This is a genomic window from Affinundibacterium flavidum, from assembly GCF_014284175.1.
Classification (GTDB): domain Bacteria; phylum Pseudomonadota; class Gammaproteobacteria; order Burkholderiales; family Burkholderiaceae_D; genus Undibacterium; species Undibacterium flavidum.
On the sequence record NZ_JACOGA010000017.1, the window covers coordinates 117,850 to 140,903 of the forward strand.

Here is a 23,054-nt window from a genome sequence, read left to right on the forward strand (position 1 = left end):
ACTGGCTCACATCACACCGAGCGTCCGGTTGGAAACATGATTGCGCTCGCATTCATTTTCATTGTCTTTCTCAGCCAAATCAATGTGGCACAAAGAACCGCTGCGCTATACCACCAAATTAAAGTCAATGACGTCGTTAGACCTAGAGTCATGCCAACCACAAATATCAACAGACAAATAATCACTATCTTCAACATAGGATGGTCATTTAAGGCTTTCATCTTGGCGTAATTAAAAACGACTGCCGACACCAAGGGAAACAAGCAACTCAGGAATAGCACCAAACTTGCCGCCTGAAGACCACCATGCAATACAAAAATGCAGACCGGTACAGAAACCAGCACGCTCAGACCATATAAGATAAAAAATTGCCGCAATAAGTAACGCATCAGCATTTGATCTAAAGCAGCATTTCCTACATGATTTGGCACCAATTGAAGTAAGGCCTGCTCATACCGCGTTTGGTACATGGTATAAAACAATAAGAACGTAAAAAATAGAGGCTGAGCAACCAACAAAACCCCACCAAAACCGAACGAGAATCCGGTCAAGAAATCATGATCCTTCTTGATCGAAAATGTATCCAACAAGAATACCGAAAAAATTCCCAAGGCCAACATTGCAAGCACTTGCAGGCAAATCGTCGTCCAATGTACACGCGGTCCGAATACAAAACCATGCAAGCGTTTTAGAGTTTGGACACTTCCAGGCTCACGCAGGCCACGCACCACGCAGTGCTTCATCCATACTAAGAACACCGTCGCCAGGCTAAGGGATACACGATTTTCATTGATTCGTGTTCCGGCAATACCTGCGCGTAGCGCAAGAGTCCGCTTATGCATATTAAACAGCGCTTCATCCCGTATCGAAAAAATCCAATATATACCCGCATAAATAATCACAGGGATTGCCAACAACAAAAGAACTGAAAAAGAGATACCTAAGCTACGTTCCAAATATTTATCAAAGTGTTCGATGCCTGCGCGCTGCATTATTGCTGGAACTTGAAAACACAAAACCAAGGGAACGACTGCCCATTGTGTCCGTACAATGATCGTAAAAAAAACCATCACGGCAACACAAACAAACATGGGCCATACAGAGAACTCATGCACGATCAAACGACCTGCCAAGCCCGCGAGCAAGGCACAAAACAGAATAGGAATAATGATCGCTATTTGTAAATGACGCCGTATCGCCGGCACCAATCGTGCATTCGCCGGAGAATATTGCAGGCCTATGTTTTGAGCTAACATCACATACCAGGTAAAGAACACGATGACGATCAGAGCGGCAATACTAAACAAAAAAGCATAACCAAAAATGTCGACATCCGGCTTCTTAGCAGACCAAAAGTATAAACTCGATGCGATCAGTTGACCTGCTAAGAGAAAGAATGCCATGACGAGAATTAAGGATTTTCTACTCTCCATATTCAGGCGTGCATACACCGGTTGCATCCAGATATTGAGAATGTTTTTCATTTGGTCATCTCTATGAACAAATCTTCAAGGCTTAAACGTTCAACGCGAATGTCACTACGAGAGAGCAATTCCGCACTTTGTGCAGCGTTCCATTGCCCCAACAATCGTGTATTTCCATCCTGCAAATAGGTGCTTTGCAAAATTTTCTGTGGACCTAATTGCGAGATTAGACTTGACGGTCCAGTTACCAGCAAACTCACTTCCATCAAATCATCTAAGAGTTGTTGGTGAACGATACGTCCATTCGCCAGGAATGCTACCTTCATCGCGACCCGCTCAAGATCAGACAAGATATGCGTAGAAAATACGATAGTGGTATTTTGATCGATGACACTATCGACAATCTCGCGCAGAAAATCACGGCGTCCTGCTGGATCCAAGCTGGCAACGGGTTCGTCTAATATCAATAACTCAGGCTCATGTGCCAAAGCACGAATAATCGATAGCCGCTGCTTTTGTCCGCCAGAGAATTTGCTAATCAGTTTGTCATACGGCAGATCCCAACGCTGCATCAAAGCATCCACTTTGGCATCGTTCCAGCGTGGATAGAGCGCTTTAAAATAGTTCAACATCTGACGTGGTGTTAGCCATTCAAACAATTCACTATTTTGAGGTACATAGGCAATCTTGGCTTTGGTGGCATCCGACAAATGGCGGACGTCTTCACCAAACAAACGCACTTCGCTATCCGACTCCGCATCACGCAAACCCAGCAGGCATTCGATCAGTGTCGATTTACCGGCACCATTTCGTCCCAACAAGCCGACGATGCTACCTGCTTCCACTTCCCAATCCAGATTCTTTAAAACACGATGTGGTTTGAATTGCTTACTGAGGCCTTTAATACTGATAGGTGCTTGCATAGTTTTATCCTGATCTTCTGTCTGGTTTTTACTGCTGATCACTGCTTATCACTGCTTATAATTGTTATTAACTTTTTTCCACTCAACTTTGCTGCTCTTTTGTTTGTTCATTTGATTGCCGCTCAAGTTCTTCGAGCAGCAATCAAATGAAGGTCAACTACGCTCAACAATTTTCATCATTGATCAACGAATCTGCGTCACCGTCATGCCTTGTTTCTTCAGCAAATCGACTACGCTTTTTTCGCCAGCAAGATGACCTGCACCGATGACGACCATCAATTTTTTTCCAGCAGTCATCATGTTTTGAATCTTGGCGGCCATTCCCTCATTGCGATCATCCATCAACAGTTTCATCAAGCGTTTTGACGCTGGGTCTTTTTGGGCTGAATCAGTAAACAATTTCGCTAGAGCTTCGGCATCCGCTGCTTTCCAGCTCGCAACGATGCCTTCTAATTCTTTAGTCATCTCACGTTTCTTGATCGAATCGAGTAAGGACGAGATCAGAGAATCGCTCTCTTCATCCGTCAGATTACTAACGATATCAGCTTGAAACCCCAAACTTTCTAACTCCACCAAAGATTTCTTATCAGCCTTTGCACGTTGAATGAAATGCATATCAATCCCTTGTGCAGGGTCTAAACCCATTTGCATTCCCACCTGAACGGCAATCGCAGAACTGATCATAAAGGGCTTCAAAGCCTGCATTTGTGCAGATCCCGGTCCGAATACACTTTGAAAATTTGACCAGGTCGCTGGCGTCAAATGATTTTCCAATTTATCTGGTGCGACATACATTAACTTGGGCATGATCGCTTGTGCCGCGGCGGCATCGGAGGCGTCAGCTTCAATCGCGACCGTATCGGCAAACCGATAGGCCATTTCAACCTTGGGTGACATAGGATAAAAATCTGCTTTGGCGATATGTATCGATCCAAATAAATACGCCGTTCTATCGCCAGATTTGATTTCAAATAGTAATCCACGGGTTGCGGCATCCGCTGTTTTCGCGCCAGTCTCTGCTGGTGTCGTCGCTGCAGATACTTGAGCCTGACTTGATGGACTAAAAACGAAAGCAGCGCTAAAAATACTACTTACGCAAACATTCAATATCGTTGATTTTGTTTTCTGAAAAAACTGCATGAAACTCTCTCCTAAATTTATAAACTATTTGACGCTACGACCTAAAAAATACGATGGATTAAAAGGAAAAAATTAATCTCACTGAATCTCACTGAATCTTGCTTGCCCAAATTTAACCAAATCTCTACTAAGAATCAGACCGCAAAATCTGACTAAACAATTGCAACACATCGTCAGGCGCCAACTTCAATTGTTGTGATTCCAATGCCACCTGCTCTAAGCTTGGGCGTATCAATTGCAAGCGACTCTCAGCCTGTTCGAATTGTGATTCACGTTGCGCAACGATCATGCCCATTCCACGACGGCGCGCTAGCCAGCCATCCGCTTCTAATAAGCTATAAGCCTTTGATACGGTCATTGGATTCACGCCCAGAGTACTTGCGACTTCGCGTACCGAAGGCATGGCATCGCCTGCTCGAACCTGCCCACCTAAAATCTGACGGCGTAGTTGCTCCACCATCTGTCGATAAATAGGTTCGCTGGTTCCAGTAGAAATCAAAAAAATATCGACTGGTAAATCTCTAGATATAGTCATAAGAACGTCTTCTTAGCATCGAAAAATACAGTCATCACATGAAATTACGGCAAAAAACATACTGTATGCATATACTAATACAGTAAATTTGCAAATTCAAGATTTATTTTTGAAAAAGTCAAAACTTTATTTAATATCGACAACATAAAACTCCGCGCCCAAACGAAAAAACGACAGCATAAAAGCTGTCGTTTTTTATTGTTGTCTTAGTGAACCAAAGTCCGAATGGACGAATACTACTTATTCAAATGCTACCAACACAAATGCTAACGAATCATTGTGTATGAAGCTTCAAACCGCACATTACTGTGGCCTACTCTTATGAAACACTAAAGGGCTCGTGACCGTCGTTGGTGGCGGTGATTTCAGGATGTGTGGCTTCATGCTGCCCATCACATGCATTTCGCAAGGTTTGCAATCAAAGCGCAACGTGAATTTTTCATCACCATTCACCAAGGTCATAGGTTCAGCTTTTACCTGACCTTGTACGCCTGTGACACCCTTCGCCTGTTTGGGACACAAATTGAATGAGAAACGTAAGCAATGCTTGGTGATCATTAACGGTACTTCGCCTGCTTCTTCGTGAGACTCGTAGGCAGCCGCAATTAATTGGACGCCGTGTTTTTGATAGAATTCGCGCGCCTTATGGTTATACACATTCGCTAAATAACTCAGCGTGGTTTCTGGATACGCAACTAAAGGTAGTTGCGCTGCTTCGCGTAGTGGACGCTGCCATAACTTGACACGCTCTTGCTCGTGATTTGTCACGGCATCGCGTCGCAACGCATTGATCACCGATGAAGGCACAAACCAAGCTTGGCTCAGATGTAAATCGAGCTGCTCAAGATAGAACATGGTGTTGCCCAATTTTGCAAGGCTTTCGCGCAGGCTAGCTTCTGCTTTGTCGGCTTGCTGTGCAGGTTCTAGCGCCAATTCAATGGTGGTGCTGGTTTCTATACCATCAGCATCCGACAACTTTAGACTTAAACCATTTTCAGTTTCGGATAAGCTCAACCACAAACCAACTTTGCGCTCAGAAGACTTTTTGGTTAAGGCCATTTCCCATTGCTGATCACGATTGCGATGGACTGACATGCCTACTTTGAGGCTGGCGAATTCCGCCATCTTTTCATTCGGATGTACGCGCCAGATCGTACCATTATCATTTGTCGATTTTTTTTCAACCGTGTTGGCATGGACACCAACTACTTCACGCTTATGCATGTAATTGAGACCATCGCCATTTGCCAGATCTTCGTTGGTTTCCATTTCAAACCAATCCGGACCTAAACGCGTTACATAGCCGATATGCAGACCCACAAATTTAGGGGAATCAAAAGCACCAATATTATCTAAGCGCCCATTCGCGAAGTAAGCCGTATGCCCTCGATGAAAAGTCTTATCCACATTGGGTGTGAAGGCCACCTGCGTGTGTCCGCTCGATGCACGATAATATTCAGGACGACGTTCTAAAATTTCATCTAATAACAAACGATAATGCGCCGTAATATTCTTCACATAGCCCATATCTTTGTAGCGCCCTTCAATCTTTAGGGATTGAATTCCTGCGTCTAATAGGGCTTCCAAATTCGCACTTTGATCATTGTCTTTCATCGACAATAAATGCTTGTCGTAGGCGACCACGCCACCAGTGTTATCGGTCAAGGTGTAGGGCAAACGGCAGGCTTGCGAGCAATCGCCACGGTTTGCGCTACGACCATCTTTCGCATGTGAGATATAGCACTGACCAGAAAACGCCACGCACAAAGCACCATGTACGAAATATTCTAATGGTGTGTTGGTCTGTGCCTTGATCGCTTTAATTTGCTCTAAAGTGAGCTCGCGCGCTAACACTAATTGAGAGAAACCCGATGCGCCTAGAAAATGTGCTTTTGCAGGTGTACGGATATCACACTGCGTACTGGCATGAATCTGAATCGGCGGAATATCCAGCTCCATCACGCCCATATCTTGCACAATCAAGGCGTCGACACCAGCATCATAAAATTGCGTAATTAACTGACGCGCAGTCTCTAATTCGCTATCGTGCAAAATCGTATTGAGCGTGACAAAAATTCTGGCGTGATAACGATGCGCGAACTCAACTAACTTCGCTATCTCACTAATCTCATTACTAGCATTGTGACGTGCGCCAAATGAAGGACCGCCGATATACACCGCATCTGCCCCGTGCAAGATTGCTTCGCGACCGATTTCTACGGTTTTTGCGGGCGAGAGTAATTCGATTTCATTGATACGTAGGGTCATGGCGGCGCTTAGGTGGCAAATACTGTGACAAAGACTGTGACAGGATCAAAGACAGGCAAAGGAAAGGGGAGGATTATAGCGAAAAGCTAGTCCCCACGCTCATATCCAACGAATTATTCACTCGCCGGCTTGTTGATTTAGCCATTGTTGTGCCTGTGCCAATGTTAAATCTAAAACAAACTTTATCTCTACGAATAAGCGATTCACTTCTTCCGTTTGCCCAGTCTTAATCGCAGTTTCGAGTTCTCGTGAAGTATCCACAAAAACGATCGCACCCAGTGTCCCCATCGATCCGCGCATGGTATGGAAAATTCTAGCCGCTTCCTCCATTCTGGATTCTTTCCAGGCCTGCAGCGCGTGTTCAAATTGATCAGGGCTCTTGTTCACCATATTTTGAATCAAACCCACGAATGTATTTCGATAGGCAGGATTTCCTTCACAAAATGCCATAAACCGATTTGGATCAAAATGCGTGTGCTGATTGTCGCGTTCGTTGGCGTCGATCGCCTTAGGTTCAGTGACTTCATGTTGCCGTATTTCAAAACCGTGCCCCGTCAAATAACGCTCTAAAGCCAACTGCAATTCTTTGCTTTCCAGTGGCTTGCTAACATAGTCATCCATGCCAGATTGCAAACAAATTTCTTTATCGCCATGCATAGCAGCGGCGGTCACCGCGATAATTGTCGGTTGCTTGATCGCCGAACTACGCACTATTTTTGTACTCTCTAAACCATCAAGCACAGGCATATGCAAATCCATCCAAACGATATCAAATGCTTCACGCGAAGCATCTGCCGCTAATATGTGATCGACCGCCTCCCTACCATCATTTGCCGTTTTTGCTTGATAACCCAAGCGTTCTAACATCATGCTGGCTACTTTACGATTGGTCGGATTATCGTCAACAATCAGCATCCGCAATGGAAAGCGTTGTCCCAAGGTAGGCAGGCCACTACGCCGCTCCTCTTCCACCGGATGTTTCCGAAGCCCTGCACTTTGAGAATCAAACAGCAACTGCAACAAGGCTTCCGCCAAATGAGATTCACGCACAGGTTTGAGTAGATGAGCTGCGCCAAATTGATCAAGTTCATCTTCACAACTATCCGCTTGCGATATCAAAGCTAAGACCGCTGACTGCGCCAAATTGGCATGGGAACGTATCGATTGCAAATAATCTTTAGCCGGTATCTGATGCTGATCAATATTGATAATCACCAAATCCAATGCCTCATCTACTTGAGGCGCTCCTGCAATAAGTGCATCTGAAACAATCGTACCGACCTGCTCCAGTGAATGTATTGTTTGAACCTGCATTCCATAATTGCGCAATCGATTGCACATGATCCGCATGCTTTGCGCATTCTTATCAATCAATAATACTTTTCTTCCCTGCAAAGATCTGAGGTGTTCACGCGCCGCCATATCACTCGGGTTGGCATTCACTGCGGCTTCATCGTCATAGGCGTCAGCTTGAATCAATACGCTAAACACACTGCCCTGACCAACTTCACTTTGCAGCTGTATGTCACCACCCATGAGTTCGGCGAGACGTCGACTAATCGCAAGCCCCAACCCGGTTCCTCCATATTTTCTGGTTGTAGCAGCATCAATCTGTGTAAATGCGGAAAATAGATGTTCGACACTATCGGCAGGAATCCCAATTCCCGTATCACGCACATGAATTTGCACTAGATTATTCGCATCCAGACCATTCATAGGATTTGGTTTAGTGACGTGAATAATGACGTCGCCATGCTCAGTAAACTTCACTGCGTTGCTCAATAAGTTCAAAACGATCTGGCGAACCCGTGTGATATCGCCCCAAATAAATTTAGGCACATCCGTATCGAATTCATACAGCAGTTCCAATTTTTTTTGATTCGCTGCGGTCGCCATGAGCGCAATGCAATCCTCTATCATTTGTTGCAGTGAAAATGGTTCGCATTCCAAAGTCATTTTTCCCGATTCAATTTTTGAAAAATCTAAAATATCATTAATAATCGTCAGCAAGGCATCCCCCGACGCACGTATCGTATCAACGTAGTCAGATTGCTCAGCAGTTAATACAGTTCCCGACAACAAGTCAGTCATACCTATCACACCATTCATAGGAGTACGAATTTCGTGACTCATGGTCGCGAGAAAGGCAGCCTTCGCATTCGCAGCCTGCAAGGCTTGTTCAGTCTGATGTTCAAGATCAATCGTACGCGCACGAACACGTTCTTCCAAGGCAGCATTTTGTGCCAGCAAAGCATCGTGTGATCTTCTCAAGGCGTCCGCGGTGTGGCCCAGTTCATTACTGATCTGATTAAATTCGGCAAAACTCGTACGTATCACACCAAGATTCAACTCACCATGCCCTAACTTTACGGCGGCCCGGGCAATGCCGCTGATGCTGTGATTAAGGCGATTAGCAAACCAAATGCCAAACGCTGAGGCAATCAAGGCCAACACAATTGCCAATGCTAAGGTCTTTTGGCCTTTTTGCTTAATAACATAATTAAAGTCATCCGCAGGCAAGGCAATGACTAAACGCCAATCGGGAAAATTCAGGTCTTGCGCTTGATGTACTGCCAAGGCATTAGATGTTGCGCTGCTACCTTGATTCAGTACCAAAGCATGCGCAAGATAAGTTTTTTCGTTAAATTCAAATTGAAAATTTTCACAAATACCTGACTCTTTACACAGATTGTTCTCAAATTTATCTGAATTACCTGAATTGCCTAGGTTACTTTGATTACTTTTGCGACTAGTCTTAATCCTTTCCGGCAAGTAGCGCATGGCATTTCTGATCAAAGGCGAGTTTGCTTGCAAAGCAGAAATTTTGGGCACGTCCGGTGCGCCCAGCAGCATAGTTTCCACTGAAGTTGCAACTAGGTCGCCTTTGCTATCGACAATAAATGCGATAGCGTTCGGGCTGATCTCCAAATTATGCAGCGAGGTACTGAGCAATTTGAAAGAAACATCCAACGCCACAACACCAATAATTTCACGTTTGGTGTTACGCACGACCGTCGAATGCGCGACTTGCAATTGATTACGAGAAAAAGAAGGATAAACATCGGTCCAAGCACGTCGATCACTTCTTATGCCTGTGGGGTCCGATGCTTGCATAGCGGCGCTAAACCAAGGTCTGGAATTGGCAACATAGGCTTGCTTATCTTTGCCTATCATCATCCGTCTATCAAGTGGATATGCGCTGCGAAAATGTCGCCTGAATTCCTCCCCAGGATTGAGAACCAAAACTTCGGGCAAGGCATCATCGTCATACACATTAATTGCCCGATATTCACCGGACAAGTTGGCAAATCCCAAGAATTTCACCAGTCGAGTGCTGCGCATCGCCCGCCAGGCAACCTCTTCAAAGCGATCTAGACTCGTAAAATTTTGCGGATCTGGTTCGCCATTGACTGCGTCGCCGTAACTGGAAAAATAATTCAAGAGTCGCGTAGGTTCAGCCAAATCGGCATCCGCAGCATCGCTCGCACGTATGCTTGCCTGCGCCATCACGGCATTAGCAGCGTCAATTGCAGTCTGCTGCGCAGCTCGATAACCAAACCACGTGATTAAGAGAGCAGGCAGCAATACCAGCACACCAATTGCGAATGGCAAAAATAGCTTAAGCTGGATATTTTTCACACCTATACTTCCTTTGCGATTGAACACTAGAAAGTGATTCTTTTCTGAAACAAATCCAGTATCCAAGGGGCAAAAGCAGGTGTCAATCCATTTCGTCAACGATCAGGCACAAACTCATCTTTGATCAGAAGTTACGGAAAAAATCCGTTGAATTTACGACACATTTTAATAAAATTTTGGCATGCTTGCTGGGGCAAACTACGATCTGACTTTGGAATGACTGAGAGCCAAAAAATGACGACAACTATACGTGCAATAAAAAAGCAGACCTTAGGTCTGCTCTTCTATTTTTTGCGCTGATAGAACAACGTGCGCTTTTATTGCCATCAATTGATTTATCAGCTGACTTATAAACTAACTTATAGCTTCTGTCCGCTAAACGTCCCCTGGCCTGCATGGTTGCCGTCCCATTGCCACATGCCGACGAGAGTACCGGTCTGCAAATCGACATTACCCATAAATTTGGCATTCCCTGCTTTGCCGCTACCAGCCAAACTCATTTCCCCGTCTGGGCTCACAGTACCCGCGACATTAAAATTGAAATTGTATTTGGTCGACTTGCCCATCCCAGTCACACTGCCATTTTTGTTGATCATGACATTCACGGTACCTTCATCATCACCAGCAAATTTCACGCTATACATACCAACCAAACCCGGGCTTGCGCTTGATTTAGCGACTGTTGGCGAGTTCACTGAGGGTGCCGCAGTTTGTGAGTATTGTTGTGCTGCAACTTGTGAAGGTGCAGTTGCCTGAATCGAATTCGCCGCATTATTCTTTGATGCTTGTGAAGTGGCTTGAATTAACTGATCCTTGTTACGCACGGTCTGTACGATTTTATTGTAATTGTCGAGCAAGCTGGCCGCGATCAATTTGCCTTCTGGGGTCTTACTATAACCACCCGCACTGGCCCAACCAAAACCACCCCAGCCCCAACCGCCCAGGCTGAAATCCATCTTGCTCGCTTGGCCTTCAGCACTAGCCACTTGTATGCCTGAACGGACATCGGCTAACAATAATGTCGTTTCTGCCTCTTTGAATTTAACGCCACCAGCTAGACCGCCGAGTGCACCTAAAGCACCGCCAAATCGCCCCAACAAACCACCGACAGCACCGCCCACGCCACCAGTATCACTGGCAAATTGTACTGAAGGCGTCATCACAAAATCTGCGGCCTGCAATTGCCCACCACCTACGTTTGATCCTTGTTGCAATTGTCCAGCTGACGCCAATTCGCGCTCTTGACGAATGTTCTGCATAGCGACGCCGCGCTCAACGACAGTAAAACATCCAGACTCTTCGACGATCATGCGCAGCATCGTCGATGGTGATCCTAATTTGTAATTGGAAAGGGATGCCAACATATGGCTTTGCGGCTCAACCACTGCGAGAGTGCCGAGGTTCTTACTACATTTCTCAATCGCACCTTTTTGTATGCTTTGCGCTTGCACTGAGGAAACCACAAACAAACTCGCGATCAATGTAGAACCTACAAGAACAGAAAAACGGTGGGACATTTGGCATCCTTTAATTTGGTAAAAGTCAGTTCAGTCAAAAAATAAACTGCCGACCGAAAAAATCAAAGTTGCGAGTATATCTTAAACAAACACCAACTTTCAGAAGAAAATGATGAGAGGTAGGGTTGAGGCGATACTAGGACTTGCAAGGTTTCCATAGATAAAAAAACCGCCTGAAAAAACAGACGGTTTTTATCTACGAAGTACCTCGAAAATCTATTTGACTGCTTTAAAGTTACGCGCTCTTTGCTGCACATCGACATTCCAGACATCAATCTGCGGTTCATGTTTCAGAACTTTCGAACCTGGATCTACTGTGTAGGTTGCATTCGGTGGCAAATTGATTTGTCCACGCCCTTGATCCATCGCCAGTTTCACGACTTTATTGTTAACCCGCACTTCCACTGGCAAAGGAAAGGCGCTCGCATCCGTCAATTTCCACTGCAATCGCAAAATATTTCCGTCTTTCACTGCTATCAATTCCGGCAAAGTAGCATGCATCAAATATCCTTTGAAAAACCAATTCCAGTCTTTCTTGGTCAGCTGATTCACGATCTGTATGAATTCCTTAGACGTACTATAACGCGGCTGAAAATTACCAGGCTTAGGATCCAGACGACCATAAATCAACAATCGGACGGCTTTGAAGAAGGCGTCGTCACCTATCTGACCGCGAAGCGTATGCAATATATGCGAGCCTTTAAAATACACATCGTTGCCAGGTCCATTCGAGACATCGTGTTCGCTCATAGAATGCCCGGTCACCATAGGAAATTTATTCACGATACGAATACGCTGTTCGTGCATGCCAACCTGATAATCGCGCTCGCCGCGTAAATATTGCAGATACAAGGGTTGCATATACGAGGCAAAACCTTCGTGCAACCAGAAATCGTCCCAATTTTGGTTGGTCATCTGATTCCCAAACCATTCATGTGCAAATTCATGGTGTAGCAACCAATCATAACCATGCGGCGATTTTTTGTAGTCATTGCCATAGGCATTGATGGTCTGGTGTTCCATACCCAAGTGCTGTGTTTCAACCACACCCATTTTCTCGTCGCCAAACGGATAAGGGCCAAATTTACTTTCAAAGAAATCGAGCATAGGTGCGAATTCTGACATCAGATCTTTCGCTTTCGCCTGATTCCCCGGCAAATGCCACATACGCAAAGGAATATGATTGCCAAAGCGGCTCGCATAGCTATCCTCCAGCACTTCATACGGACCAACATTCATCGCAATCCCATAGGTACTAGGATGCTTGATCTGCCAGTGATAAGTGCGCCAGCCGTCACGTTCCTCCATGCCTTGCGCCACACCATTGCCAGCGACAACCAAAGGAGCTGGAACACTGATATGCAGACTCATCAGCTTAGGTTTTCCCATAGGATGATCGATACAAGGCCAAAACAGATCACAGCCTTCGCCTTGCACCGCAGAGGCTATCCAAGGTGCACCTGCTAGCGTTTTACTCCAGACAAAACCGCCGTCCCATGGTGCTCGCTTCGCGATTCGCGGCACACCTTGATAGCGGATAGTGACTTCAGCGCGTTCGCCCGATTTCAATGCTTGACTCAGGCTTAAATACAAACGTCCCTCTGGATTACTGATTGCATCATTTGCTAAGGCTTTGCCATTGATGGCGACGGATTCTATGGGCAAATTCTTATCCAATTCCAGCACCAAACTCTTCAATTCCGCTGTGGCCGTGAAGTTCAATACCGCAACACCACTCACACTACGCGTTTGCGGATCTAGTTTTAAACTCAAATCGGCTTTTTCGAACACCATGGCCAATTGCTCTGCTGTTCGCTCAGTACCCGAACTCATGGTGAACGTCGTAGGTTCGGACGAAGGAGGCAATGTACTTTGCGCCTGAACTTGAGATGCGAACATCAGGGCAATAGACAAAGATAAACTGGTTAGCTTCATAATTAGACTGGAGGTTGTAAAGGGAGTTGTAAGGTAGAGTGCAGCGCCCAAATATATTTAGAGCATAAGTCAGATCAAAAAGTTCCACAAGTAAATAACTCCCCCTTCTGCGCTCCAAAAACAATTAGTCCAGACTGTTTTCACAGCGTGGACTAATTGTTTGTATTATTTCACTGAGCAACGATGGCCTGCGAGGCTCGTCTACTCTTTATTCAAAGCAGAAATTGTCTTGATGGTTTTTCCATTCTCATCCAACATCAATATTTCAGCTTGCCCCGCCGCACTGACCAATAACATCATTCGCGTGCGCCCTTTCGCATCTTTCAACTGCAAGGAAGAACCTTTATCACGGGTATTTCCTAGCCAAATACGGTTTTCGCTGAGACGACCTTCACTTGACAATTTCTGCCAATATGCTCGCTGCTCAGCCTCTGGCAATTTACTTGCCTCTTTAGAAAACTGATCAATGTCTTCCATTGAAGTAATTTTAAAATTGGGCACATCGTTAATTTTTATACCGGTGAATTGATGCATCGCACTGTCGTTATTAATTAACTGTAACGCCTGATCCTGACGGAAGCGATCGAAAGTCAACGATAAGCCAGAACTCACTTTACCATCCGCAGTCATGCTTCCTTTTTGTATTAAACCACCATTTTCCGTACCTTCTTCATTGATAAAAATCATGCCTGCAAATTCACGACGATCTGGTCTCGGGCGCTCTTTGCCCTGTTGAAAATCACCTGGAAATTGCGCACGATTCGAAATCACCATGCGCTTAGTACCATCCGGTTCAACAATATTAATACGCCCTACTGTAATTTCATCAAACTGTTCATGTTTGACTGGCTCTCTGGCTCCAGTCAAAGCAAACACTGCCGCCAAAGCCGCAGCCATCGTCGTCGCACTAGCAAAAAAGTTTTCAAATCTGACATTCTGCTACCTTTCAAAAATTTGGACAGACTTCTGTCCTATTAATCTAAAAAAATCTAAGTTCAATTTACTAAGGAGATACCACTGCAATCACTTATGAGATTTATTCACACTTATTTTGTATTCCATTACGACGTTTAAGTTGGCTGAAGTTTGCGCAAGCGCCACTCCATAAAAAATCCCAATATGCCGCAGAACACCAAAACTCCTCCCAAAAACTGCAGATATTTGTTCGGCATTGCCAACACATGGCGGACATTTGTTAGTTCAAATTTGCGACGACCACCGTCGACGTTTTGATAATAGACCGTTCCTTGATCACGATTTTGTTCAACCACAACAGGACGCTTGCGCTTGGTCTCAAATTCAGCCAAGAGCTTGGAAAACTCCTCACCCGCGATAAGTTTTGCACTGACTTTCAGAGTCAGAATTTTTGCGTACTGGTCAAAAATATTCTCAGGTTCATCGGCTAAGAACACGCCCATGGACTCATATTTATACAGATTATTACTAAAGAAAATTCCATCATTCGCCGCCAGCATGCAGGCAAACCCTAAAGTGCATGCAGCAGCTGAACTGAGTAACCATTTTTTAACTGAGTGCACTTTTACTGCAATTGACGTATTCAAAAAATTACTCACTTCAGGAATTTGCTTCAGTGGTCCTTGTAGAATTTTCTTATCGATATCTTTTAAAAAGTCATTTGCATCCTGGTTCAATGCCTTCAATATCGACTGAAACATATCGGCAGAAGGCACAGATTTATCGTTCTCCAATTTAGAAAGATAAGATTGTTCTATGCCTATCGCTTCTGCCATTTGTGGCTGCGTCAGGTTTTTTTCTGTCCGAATTTGTTTTAATTTCTCGCCAAAATTCATATCGTTTAATTCCTTAATTTATCTTTACTTGAATCGTAATGAACACAATTTATGGATCATTTGCATGCCATTTATTGGCTATTGCACCTAAAAACGCATCTCGCCCAAATCAACACCAAACGCTTGTTAAGCTAGTGTCTGAGCCATATTCTTGGGTATTCATTTAGAAATTGGAAGCTGAATATACTTGAATATTTAAGAATATGGCATGTCCAAGTTCGCCAACGGAATAAGCTGCAGAATATTCGGGCACCATCGTGCACCATCGCGCGCAAAAATGTTCAGCAAACAAAAAGGGAGGCATATAGCCTCCCTATCTTGAAAACACATTGATGTACCAACGTGGTGCTTGATCTATTTTATCTACATCCAATCTACATCCAAAATCGCAGCAGCTTAGATCAAGCTATCAGCAATTTATGGCAAGGTACACATGCAATGTGCCATCACCATATATGAGCGATTTTCTTTTCGTAAGTCAGCCAACCAGCTCAATTCTTTGACCATATCAGTTGCGGCAACCGGAGGTATGCCAGTCGGAGCAATCGCCACTCTAAATTTCTCATTAAACGCTTTTGTCATCGCCTGCGCCGCATTGTCGCCAAACATACTAAAGAAACGATCGAATTTCGACGGCTCACGTTCTATATAAGTCACTCGATAATCGGCACCCATTTTGGCACGGGTAGCGGCGGATTTCAGAGCATCACCAAAGCTACCGAGGCGATCAACTAAGCCGCGTTCTTTTGCTTGTTCGCCAGTCCAAACACGACCTTGTGCGACAGCATCGATTTTCTCTGGTGTCGTTTTACGGGCTGCTGCCGCTTTCGTCGTAAATTCATAGTAAGTATTGTTGATACCTTGCTGAATCACTTCACCAAATTTGGGATTCATAGGGCGCAGAGGATTAAACGCATCAGACATCCACGTAGTCGTCGTGCCAGCGGTATGCACACCAATTTTGTCCATCACTTTATCGACTGTTGGGAAAATAGCAAAGACACCGATCGATCCTGTAATCGTCGCAGCATCGGCAATTACCTCGTCAGATGACATGGATACCCAATAGCCACCTGAAGCAGCGACATTCCCCATAGAGATCACGACAGGCTTACCGGCTTTACGCGTCAACTCCAATTCTTGACGAATCAATTCCGAACCAAACGCACTGCCGCCAGGTGAATCAACGCGCAACACCACAGCTTTCACCTGCTCATCTTCACGCGCTTTGCGTATTAAATTCGCAGTCGACATACCGCCAATCGCTCCTGGTGGCGCATTACCTTCACTGATTTCGCCTTCAGCAATAATCACTGCAACCGCGGGACCAAAGCCAAATGAGCGATGATTTTCTAAATAATCATCAAATGTAATTTGCTTAAAGCTCTTAGTCTGTTCGTCCTTAACACCCATGCCCAACATCATTTGACGCAAATCATCACGGGTCTTTAATCCATCAATCAATTTCGCATCGACTGCGAATTGAGCCACACTACCATTCGCAGCTTTAAGCATTTCTGGCAAATTATCAATGCTCTGCATAATCGTGCCAGCCGGTAATTGACGTGCAGCTTCTACGCCATCGGTATAAAACTTCCACATCGCGTTATACAAAAATGCATCTGCTTCAGCAGCCGCAGGCGACGGACCGTTTGCAATGTATGGTTCTGCAAAACTTTTGAACGTACCAACTTTTAAAACATTGACCGTGACGCCAATTTTATCCAAAGCGTCTTTATAATAATTGCGATAGCGACCAAAGCCATTGAGCATGACATTACCCATAGGATGCATATAGACTTGATTCGCATGCGCCGCCAAATAGTACTGGCGCTGATCAAAACTGGAACCCCAGGCAATCACTTTTTTGCCACTAGCTTTAAAACGCTCCAATGCAGCAGCGACCTCGCGCAACATAGGCAGACCGGCACTTTGCATGCCATCTAATAACAGCACAGCATTGTTAATCTTAGGGTCTTTGCTTGCCGCATCCAACACCGTCAAAATATCGCGCAGTTGAGTTGAACGTTTATTCTCACCCTGCACTTCGGCGAAAAAAGCATCGCTGGCGCTACCTGCATGTTGCTCAACCAGATCGCCCTTGAAATTCAATATCAATGCAGTCTTATCTTCAACCTTGACCTTATTGGAGGAAAACAGACCGATGACGAGAAATAAAACGATGAATAGAAAAATTAAATTGATGACAAACCGACGGCTAGCGTCAACTGCATTCCAAATCCATTTAATACCTTGTCCGATTGCACGGAAGGGTGAAAAAGCCATAATAACTCCAGGGTAAGAACTACATTTGGATCAACAGCTGTCATCTTCTTAAGCAGCTGCACCCACTCTTTACATCAATACAAACTCAACTATATCAATTCCACTATCGCGATTTGTGTCGTGCTTAGCTTGGCATTCTAAAGGATGTTCCTCCGACCAGCGATTTTCATCGCGACCAAAGTATTGCCCAACAATATGAGATCAAGAATAAATTGCAAAAATCAACACAGAATTTTAACTGATTTCTCAACTATCTTTCAAAAATCCTGAATCAATAACGTGACAGGATAAGAAATCACTATTAAGCTTAAAATATCATGCAAACACTTTAATAAGACTTACGCAAAACAGACACTAGCGTCGTTGCAACCGCCTCGTCCCCTACCTTCGCAGGGGCAGGCTCTAGTTAGTGCAATTTTGCATAAGTCTTATTTAATTAAATTCACTCTATTTCATCATCTCAAACGGAAAACTCATGAAAACAAAAGCCGCTATCGCCTGGGAAGCAGGAAAACCATTAACAGTTGAAGAAGTTGATTTACAAGGCCCGCAAGCAGGTGAAGTCTTAGTCGAGATTAAGGCAACAGGCATTTGTCACACCGATTACTACACACTTTCCGGGGCAGATCCTGAAGGCATTTTCCCATCCATTTTGGGACATGAAGGTGCGGGCATCGTGGTCGATGTTGGGCCAGGCGTGAAGAGTCTGAAAAAAGATGATCACGTGATTCCACTTTACACACCAGAATGCCGTGAATGCAAATTCTGCCTCTCACAAAAAACCAATCTGTGCCAAGCGATACGTAGCACGCAAGGGCGTGGCTTAATGCCTGATGCGACTAGCCGTTTTTCTATTGATGGCAAGCCGATTTTTCATTACATGGGAACGTCAACTTTTTCAAATTACATCGTTGTTCCAGAAATCGCTCTGGCAAAAATCCGCGAAGACGCACCGTTTGATAAAGTTTGCTACATCGGTTGTGGCGTGACAACTGGTGTAGGTGCAGTTTTGTTCACGGCAAAAGTCGAAGCCGGTGCGAATGTGGTGGTATTTGGTTTGGGTGGTATCGGCCTGAATGTGATTCAAGCTGCACGCATGGTAGGCGCAAACAAAATCATTGGTGTCGATATCAATCCAGCCCGCGAAAGCATGGCGCGCAAATTCGGTATGACGCACTTTATCAATCCGAAAGAAGTTGGCAATGTGGTTGATGCGATCATAGGCTTAACCGATGGCGGCGCTGATTACAGTTTTGAATGCATAGGCAATACAACGACAATGCGTCAATCTCTCGAATGCTGCCACAAAGGCTGGGGACAATCCATCATCATCGGCGTCGCTGCTGCCGGTCAAGAAATCAGCACCCGTCCATTCCAACTAGTCACAGGCCGGGTCTGGAAAGGCTCAGCCTTCGGTGGTGCCCGCGGTCGTACCGATGTACCAAAAATTGTTGACTGGTACATGGAAGGCAAATTAAATATCGATGATTTAATCACGCATAAATTGCCGTTGGAAAGAATTAACGAAGGCTTTGATTTGATGAAGAGTGGTGAGTCGATACGTTCTGTTGTGGAGTTTTAAGCGCCTTCGTGCCACCATTTTATATAGTGAAATTATCTGCCTCAATTCGCATTGGCGAAAGATGAGGCAGATAATGAGCCAGAATTACCCTGAGAATATTACTCGCTCCCTCCTTCATTCATAACACGAAGTTCCCCCCATAATCATTGCGAATACTCCATCTAATTGCGCTTGTAACGCAAGCCACTTTAGCTGTAGCATTAAACGTATTACCTCACTGTTTCTTAAAACTTGCGGCCATTATTTTTCCTTCGTCAGTCAAATGAGTGGCGATGGCTGCATATGGCACCGTGATGAAAACGTCGCACGCTAATGCTCTACAAACATCGAATCGAGTAGTAAATACCAAGCCATTAGTTGTTGGATAGGGGTTTTCGATGCTAGTGCCCACGGCATTTAAATCAAAAACTCCTTGATGCTGAACATTTGGATTGACTCGCGCCATCTTGCCATACTTATGCAATAATTTTCGGAGTGCTGTGCTATGTTCACGATCTGGGTTCGCTGCACGTTCCCCGCCTTTGATCCAACTCCAGCTGTCAACTTGTTTGCCGTTTTTTAAATCAAAAATTCTTTCACTTCTAGGCGCATCGCCATGAGCACCTCCACACGTATATTCAAATTGGTATCGCACCACCAACCATTCCTCAGTCCAAACTAATGGGGATGTATTAGTAAACCACCCTTCTTTTCGTGCTCCATTTATATCAATATCGCAAGCGTACGATGCCGCGACTTCTTCGTCTAACAACTTTTTATAGATAGCATTGATGGTCAGCGCATTGGGATCGGTATCTGGCAATTGAAACGATTTCCCATATTTTGAACTGATCACGATATATGGCTTGCCCGAAAAGCTTGCATCCTTAGTTTTGATTGCGGTGGCTTGCACCATTGGTGTGTAGAAGGCGATGCCACATTCATCATGCATGGAGATCTTTTCGTCATCCAAGATTCTTTTCAATTGTATCGGTAATTTAGACTTCGAGCGCTTGACGTCAGTCCGAAAACCGGTGAGCGTGTTGTGATCAAGAAGTTTGACTTGCCAGGTAGCTCTTGGCGCATCATCAGGTTGACCATATGGCCCCTCCAAAATGTGCCATTTGTTACGCCCCGTTTTTTGTTCGGACTCAAGGCCAATCCCTTTCCCATACCTAACACGATAGAAGTTTGAGTTGTAGCCTGCAAAACAAACTCTCACATCGTCATTACCGACGGTACCACTCCAAGCACCTAGAATTAGTTTGTCATTGGTCGAACTGAATGCGCTGATGCTTACGAAAAACAGTAAAGAAGTAATTAGGTTTTTCGATCTGAAATGTGTATTTTCACAAAAATACTGACTCAAAATCTGTGGCATGAAGTAACGCACACGTACACAAATAATCCATGGCATTACTAACGATAAAGTAAATCGACAAAAAATCATTGCGCGTAAAATAAAAAACAAATGCCAGCGCTTATTTACTTGCACCATATACCATCCATAAAGTGAAGAAATGACGAAGGAGAGACCGGAACCTAGTTTTTACAAACGTCTGCGCTGAACATACGTGTTGACGCTAAAAGAAGCTAGTCTCAAACAAAAAACCTAAGTTTGCACCAATAATTCTATCTCACATACTTGCATTATTTGAAATTATTCATGCAAAAATCCAAAAAAATGACCTCAAAAGTTCTCATTTTCAACAAGAAGGAAACTTTTGAGAATTTCAGGATTGATGACCTGCGGAAGCAGAATATAGATCTATTTTAGTTATATCAATGCAATATGCTAAAGTAAGAGCGCCTCTTTTAAACTTCCTATTAAGAGTCAAGGCATGAATCCCCCCGCCCAAAATCAAAAGCCCCTCCATCACATGTTAAAATACGCGGTTATTCTATTCTTACAGAACTCCCGCAATGACCGATTCCATCAGCACCCAAGACGATAGCAACGAACAAGATGTCGTTGCTGTCAAAAAAGTATCCACCGATCTGATCCGCAAAGAAGTTGCACGTCGTCGCACCTTTGGCATTATTTCTCACCCGGATGCTGGTAAAACCACGCTCACCGAAAAACTCTTAATGTTTTCGGGTGCGATTCAATTAGCGGGTACGGTCAAAGCGCGTAAGAGTGGTCGTCATGCGACATCCGACTGGATGGAAATTGAAAAGCAACGTGGTATCTCAGTTGCTTCTTCTGTCATGCAGTTTGAGTATCGCGATCACGTTGTCAATTTGCTCGATACACCGGGTCACCAAGACTTCTCCGAAGATACTTATCGCGTATTGACCGCGGTCGATTCTGCCTTGATGGTGATCGATGCTGCTAAAGGTGTAGAAGAACAAACGATCAAACTGCTGAATGTATGTCGTATGCGCAATACGCCTATCATCAGCTTCGTCAACAAGATGGACCGCGAAACTCGCGATCCTTTGGAATTATTGGATGAGTTGGAATCAGTCTTAAAGATTCAATGCTCACCGGTCACCTGGCCTATCGGCATGGGTAAAACTTTCCGCGGTGTGTACCACATTCTGAAAGACGAGATCATGTTGTTCACGCCAGGAAGTGAACGTGCTGATCAAGAATTTGAAGTCGTCAAAGGTATCGACAATCCTCGTTTGGCGGAATTATTCCCACTGGAAATCGAACAATTAAAAATGGAAGTCGAACTGGTGCACGGTGCCTCGCATCCTTTCGATCTCGCCGCAGTTTTGGCGGGTACGCAAACGCCGGTATTTTTCGGCTCTGCAATTAATAACTTCGGTGTGCGTGAAATTTTGAATGCCCTGCTCGACTGGGCGCCAGCACCGCGCGAACGCGATGCTACCGTGCGTACGGTTGCGCCAACCGAAGAACCATTCTCTGGTTTCGTATTTAAGATTCAAGCAAATATGGATCCAGCGCATCGTGACCGTATCGCCTTCTTACGCGTCTGCTCTGGTCGCTTTGAACGCGGCATGAAGCTCAAACATTTACGTATTAATCGCGACATTAAAGTGTCGTCGGTAGTCACCTTTATGGCGTCGTCACGTGAACAAGTTGAAGAAGCCTACGCGGGAGATATCATCGGCTTACCAAATCACGGCAATATGCAAATCGGTGATAGTTTTTCCGAAGGTGAATTGCTGCAATTTACTGGCATTCCCTACTTCGCGCCGGACTTCTTCCGTATCGCACGTATCTTAAATCCACTCAAAACCAAGCAATTACAAAAAGGATTGCAGCAATTGGGTGAAGAAGGCGCTGTGCAGGTTTTCAAACCTATTGTCAGCAGTGATTTAATCCTCGGCGCTGTCGGCGTATTGCAGTTTGAAGTTGTCGCAAGTCGTTTAAAAAATGAGTATGGTGTTGATGCAGTATTCGAAGGCACCAGCATCAGCAGCGCGCGTTGGATTACTTGTGAAGACAAAAAAATGCTGGCCGATTTTGAACGTTCCAGCGCAGGGGCTAACGTAGCTTATGATGCTGCAGGCAATATGGCCTACCTCGCTAGTTCTGGCGTGAATTTGCGATTGACGCAAGAGCGCTGGCCAGATGTGGTGTTTCATGCGACGCGGGAACATGCTGCGAAGTTAGACTAAAATTTAAATCACATTCAAAAAAACGCGAAGCTAGAAAAATTCTAGCTTCGCGTTTTTTTATGCGCGTAGTTTAAACACTCAACAACAAAATCACCCTATTTAGGTCACACCTCTACTAATAATAAAAACAAATGCGTAGAATGCAATGACCTAAGCCTATAGAACTTACACAAAACTGATACTGACATCCCTGCGCTCCCTTGCAGTGCGCAACAACGGTGGAGGCCGTCTTGGACTTAAGAATAAATGGAGTGAGATTGGGTGCGCTGTGCGCACCGAAGCAGCAGCCTTGTGTGTGGTGCGCACGGCGCACCCTTGTATTATGAATGAAGAGTCGGTATTTTCACGGACTCGATGTTTTAACAGTTTTTGATAGGCATATCAGAAACGAGCAACTGGATGCCGTGCGCACCCTTTGGTTAAA

Annotated in this window: 14 protein-coding genes; 2 read left to right on the forward strand and 12 right to left on the reverse strand. The window is 44.8% G+C overall.

Annotated features, from left to right (window positions below; genetic code table 11):
• Nucleotides 1-11: 11 nt before the first annotated feature.
• The 11 genes from H8K55_RS17220 to sppA all read right to left on the reverse strand — a co-directional run bounded on the left by H8K55_RS17220 (nucleotide 12) and on the right by sppA (nucleotide 17,478).
• On the reverse strand, nucleotides 12-1,484 hold the full coding sequence (locus H8K55_RS17220; RefSeq protein ID WP_186943297.1) for a hypothetical protein: 1,473 nt from the start codon (nucleotides 1,482-1,484) through the stop codon (nucleotides 12-14).
• Nucleotides 1,481-2,347, reverse strand: coding sequence for an ABC transporter ATP-binding protein (locus H8K55_RS17225; protein ID WP_186943298.1), 867 nt, complete (start codon nucleotides 2,345-2,347; stop codon nucleotides 1,481-1,483). Before H8K55_RS17225 ends, H8K55_RS17220 begins: the two co-directional genes overlap by 4 nt.
• Nucleotides 2,348-2,530: 183 nt before the next feature.
• Nucleotides 2,531-3,487 (reverse strand): TraB/GumN family protein, encoded by a 957-nt coding sequence (locus H8K55_RS17230; RefSeq protein ID WP_186943299.1) that lies wholly within the window; start codon nucleotides 3,485-3,487, stop codon nucleotides 2,531-2,533.
• A 127-nt stretch (nucleotides 3,488-3,614) separates the two neighbouring features.
• A complete protein-coding gene (locus tag H8K55_RS17235) occupies nucleotides 3,615-4,022 on the reverse strand; it encodes a GntR family transcriptional regulator (RefSeq protein ID WP_186943300.1) in 408 nt (135 codons plus the stop codon).
• 303 nt (nucleotides 4,023-4,325) lie between these two features.
• Entirely contained in the window at nucleotides 4,326-6,290 is a 1,965-nt protein-coding gene (locus H8K55_RS17240; protein ID WP_186943301.1) for a peptidase U32 family protein, read from the reverse strand.
• 117 nt (nucleotides 6,291-6,407) lie between these two features.
• Nucleotides 6,408-9,929 carry an ATP-binding protein gene (locus H8K55_RS17245; protein ID WP_186943302.1) on the reverse strand — a complete coding sequence of 1,174 codons (3,522 nt, stop codon included), beginning with the start codon at nucleotides 9,927-9,929 and terminating at the stop codon, nucleotides 6,408-6,410.
• Nucleotides 9,930-10,288: 359 nt separating this feature from the next.
• Nucleotides 10,289-11,446 carry a CsgG/HfaB family protein gene (locus tag H8K55_RS17250; RefSeq protein WP_222612513.1) on the reverse strand — a complete coding sequence of 386 codons (1,158 nt, stop codon included), beginning with the start codon at nucleotides 11,444-11,446 and terminating at the stop codon, nucleotides 10,289-10,291.
• 216 nt (nucleotides 11,447-11,662) lie between these two features.
• Nucleotides 11,663-13,381, reverse strand: a complete 1,719-nt coding sequence (locus H8K55_RS17255) for a M1 family metallopeptidase (RefSeq protein ID WP_230408682.1) — start codon at nucleotides 13,379-13,381, stop codon at nucleotides 11,663-11,665.
• A 201-nt stretch (nucleotides 13,382-13,582) separates the two neighbouring features.
• Nucleotides 13,583-14,278: a hypothetical protein gene (locus H8K55_RS17260; protein WP_186943303.1), complete on the reverse strand. Its 696-nt coding sequence runs from the start codon at nucleotides 14,276-14,278 to the stop codon at nucleotides 13,583-13,585.
• Between the two features lie 173 nt (nucleotides 14,279-14,451).
• Complete coding sequence (locus tag H8K55_RS17265) at nucleotides 14,452-15,192, reverse strand: helix-turn-helix domain-containing protein (RefSeq protein ID WP_186943304.1); 741 nt, start codon at nucleotides 15,190-15,192, stop codon at nucleotides 14,452-14,454.
• A 417-nt stretch (nucleotides 15,193-15,609) separates the two neighbouring features.
• Nucleotides 15,610-17,478, reverse strand: a complete 1,869-nt coding sequence (sppA, locus tag H8K55_RS17270; protein ID WP_186943305.1) for a signal peptide peptidase SppA — start codon at nucleotides 17,476-17,478, stop codon at nucleotides 15,610-15,612.
• 475 nt (nucleotides 17,479-17,953) lie between these two features.
• On the opposite strand from sppA, the gene H8K55_RS17275 reads away from it, so the two are divergent.
• Nucleotides 17,954-19,060 carry an S-(hydroxymethyl)glutathione dehydrogenase/class III alcohol dehydrogenase gene (locus H8K55_RS17275; protein ID WP_186943306.1) on the forward strand — a complete coding sequence of 369 codons (1,107 nt, stop codon included), beginning with the start codon at nucleotides 17,954-17,956 and terminating at the stop codon, nucleotides 19,058-19,060.
• A gap of 214 nt (nucleotides 19,061-19,274) precedes the next feature.
• Here the strand turns inward: H8K55_RS17275 and H8K55_RS17280 are convergent, their stop codons facing one another.
• A complete protein-coding gene (locus tag H8K55_RS17280; protein ID WP_186943307.1) occupies nucleotides 19,275-20,537 on the reverse strand; it encodes a hypothetical protein in 1,263 nt (420 codons plus the stop codon).
• Nucleotides 20,538-20,962: 425 nt separating this feature from the next.
• Here H8K55_RS17280 and H8K55_RS17285 point away from each other — a divergent pair, with 425 nt between their 5' ends.
• Nucleotides 20,963-22,630, forward strand: coding sequence for a peptide chain release factor 3 (locus tag H8K55_RS17285; RefSeq protein ID WP_230408683.1), 1,668 nt, complete (start codon nucleotides 20,963-20,965; stop codon nucleotides 22,628-22,630).
• Nucleotides 22,631-23,054 lie beyond the last annotated feature (424 nt).

Excerpts from the sequence above, each read along its gene's own strand:
- H8K55_RS17220 (WP_186943297.1), bottom strand. The coding sequence starts at position 1,484 with ATGAAAAACATTCTCAATATCTGGATGCAACCGGTGTATGCACGCCTG.
- H8K55_RS17225 (WP_186943298.1), bottom strand. The coding sequence starts at position 2,347 with ATGCAAGCACCTATCAGTATTAAAGGCCTCAGTAAGCAATTCAAACCA.
- H8K55_RS17230 (WP_186943299.1), bottom strand. The coding sequence starts at position 3,487 with ATGCAGTTTTTTCAGAAAACAAAATCAACGATATTGAATGTTTGCGTA.
- H8K55_RS17235 (WP_186943300.1), bottom strand. The coding sequence starts at position 4,022 with ATGACTATATCTAGAGATTTACCAGTCGATATTTTTTTGATTTCTACT.
- H8K55_RS17240 (WP_186943301.1), bottom strand. The coding sequence starts at position 6,290 with ATGACCCTACGTATCAATGAAATCGAATTACTCTCGCCCGCAAAAACC.
- H8K55_RS17250 (WP_222612513.1), bottom strand. The coding sequence starts at position 11,446 with ATGTCCCACCGTTTTTCTGTTCTTGTAGGTTCTACATTGATCGCGAGT.
- H8K55_RS17255 (WP_230408682.1), bottom strand. The coding sequence starts at position 13,381 with ATGAAGCTAACCAGTTTATCTTTGTCTATTGCCCTGATGTTCGCATCT.
- H8K55_RS17260 (WP_186943303.1), bottom strand. The coding sequence starts at position 14,278 with ATGGCTGCGGCTTTGGCGGCAGTGTTTGCTTTGACTGGAGCCAGAGAG.
- H8K55_RS17265 (WP_186943304.1), bottom strand. The coding sequence starts at position 15,192 with ATGAATTTTGGCGAGAAATTAAAACAAATTCGGACAGAAAAAAACCTG.
- sppA (WP_186943305.1), bottom strand. The coding sequence starts at position 17,478 with ATGGCTTTTTCACCCTTCCGTGCAATCGGACAAGGTATTAAATGGATT.
- H8K55_RS17275 (WP_186943306.1), top strand. The coding sequence starts at position 17,954 with ATGAAAACAAAAGCCGCTATCGCCTGGGAAGCAGGAAAACCATTAACA.
- H8K55_RS17280 (WP_186943307.1), bottom strand. The coding sequence starts at position 20,537 with ATGGTGCAAGTAAATAAGCGCTGGCATTTGTTTTTTATTTTACGCGCA.
- H8K55_RS17285 (WP_230408683.1), top strand. The coding sequence starts at position 20,963 with ATGACCGATTCCATCAGCACCCAAGACGATAGCAACGAACAAGATGTC.